Here is a 1,859-nt window from a genome sequence, read left to right on the forward strand (position 1 = left end):
CATCGGACTCCTGACGAGGCTGGCTCATCGTCTGCTCGATGAGGGGTACGATCTGATCCTCGGGACCGACAGTGACGAATTCGTCGTGCCCGATCCCCGGACCGGTCTCTCTCTGAGGGAGTACCTCTCGGAGCACCGACCGGAGAGCCACGCTTCAGCCCTGGGACTTGACTTGGGACAGCGGCTTGACGAGGAGGCTCCTCTGGATCCCGATCGCTCCCTCCTCGAGCAGCGTCGCTATGCCGTGCTGACCGCTCGCTACACTAAGAGCTGCATCCTCACCCGCCCGCTCAACTGGGGAAGCGGATTCCACAGAGTGAGAGGGCACAACCTCCACATCCTCCCCGATCTCTACCTGATCCATGCCGGTTACTGCGACCTCGAGATGGTGAAAGCACGGCAGGGCGAGCGGGGTGTGGACTGGGGAAATCACCTCTCCCGACGTGCGAGGACTATTCACTTCACCTCCACCCGCACACCTATTGACGCAGATCGAATCCTGAGAAGGGCGCGCCGCCTACAGAGACTCTTTCGCCCCCTCTTTGCCTGGAATAAGCCGCTTATGCCCGGTCGCAAGCGAGTGGTCAGGCTCCCCGAGCGCTTCAGATCCATAGATATATGACTCCACTCATCACCGTGATCATCCCCTGCTACAATGGGGCAAAGTATGTACATCGCTGCCTCGACTCGATCCGGCGGCAGAGCTTCCGTGACTTAGAGGTGCTGCTGATCGACGACGGCAGTACGGATGACTCCGCCGCCCTCGCTGCGGAGTATACGGAGGTGACGGTGATCGCCAATGACTCAAATAGAGGCCTCGCCTACACCCGAAATCGAGGGGTACAGCTGGCGCAGGGAGAGTATGTCCACTTCCTCGATGTCGACGACCGGGTCAGCTCCGACTACTACCTCCGGATGGCAGAGTCAGCACAGGCTACCGGTGCGGATATCGTGATCGGGGGGGCGGTCTTCCAGGGGCGGTACTACCACAATCAGCGCTTCACTCAGATCAAGACCTATACCGGGCGATCCAAGTACTGCATTACCTATCCCGGTCGCTGGGGCTACTCGGTGCTCTACCTCTTCCGCACCTCACTGCTACGGGAGCATCAGATCACCTTCCCCGAGGGACGCCTTATGGAGGATATCCCCTTTACCATCCGAGCATTCTACTACGCTGATGCCGTCTCCACCGCCATTGATGCCGAGTACCTCTACATCCGAAATGAGGGCTCGATCCTGACTACCCGGGACGAGGCTCATAAGCTGCGGCGGAGGAGAGACAGGCAGTTGTCCCGGGAGGAGGTTCGCCGATTTGCGGAGGAGAAGGGCGAGCGCATCCCGGGGGTGAATGGCGGCTTCCTCCGCTTCGGACTCGAGTATCTCCGTCGCAGGCTCTTTGCCTCTCGTCAGACCGACCTCACAGAAGAACTCAAGTAATGAATACCAAGCCACTTGTCACGATCATCATCCCCTGCTATAATGGGGAGAAGTATGTCGATCGCTGCCTCGACTGCATCCGCGAGCAGGACTATAAGGAGCTGCAGGTGCTCTTCGTCGACGACTGCAGCAGTGACGGCTCGGTCGAGAGAGCTTCGCGCCACCCCGGGGTGACCATCCTCCGAAGTGAGCAGAATGGTGGCAGCTCCTATTCCCGAAACAGAGGGATTCGTGAGGCAAGGGGGAAGTACATTCACTTCTTCGATGTGGATGACCAGATCAGCAGTCACTTCTACGAGCGTCTTGTGGAGGCGGCTGAGCGGAACGATGCCGATATGGCTTTCGCAGGTATGGTCAATGAGGCAGCACCGCAGTACACACAGCTCTTCACCAAGGAGCGGGTCTTCATCGATGTGGAG

General features: G+C 59.1%; 3 protein-coding genes. All 3 read left to right on the plus strand.

Going from position 1 to position 1,859, the window contains the following annotated elements:
- On the plus strand, positions 1-622 hold a 622-nt coding region (locus B088_RS08720; RefSeq protein WP_018107932.1), incomplete at its 5' end, for a hypothetical protein.
- On the plus strand, positions 619-1,440 hold the full coding sequence (locus B088_RS08135; RefSeq protein ID WP_018107933.1) for a glycosyltransferase family 2 protein: 822 nt from the start codon (positions 619-621) through the stop codon (positions 1,438-1,440). The genes B088_RS08720 and B088_RS08135, both read left to right, overlap by 4 nt.
- Positions 1,440-1,859: glycosyltransferase family 2 protein (locus B088_RS08140; RefSeq protein ID WP_018107934.1), on the plus strand; the 420-nt coding region annotated here is incomplete at its 3' end. The genes B088_RS08135 and B088_RS08140, both read left to right, overlap by 1 nt.

This window comes from Porphyromonas bennonis DSM 23058 = JCM 16335, assembly GCF_000375645.1.
Taxonomy (GTDB): Bacteria; Bacteroidota; Bacteroidia; order Bacteroidales; family Porphyromonadaceae; genus Porphyromonas_A; species Porphyromonas_A bennonis.

Excerpts from the sequence above, each read along its gene's own strand:
- B088_RS08135 (WP_018107933.1), top strand. The coding sequence starts at position 619 with ATGACTCCACTCATCACCGTGATCATCCCCTGCTACAATGGGGCAAAG.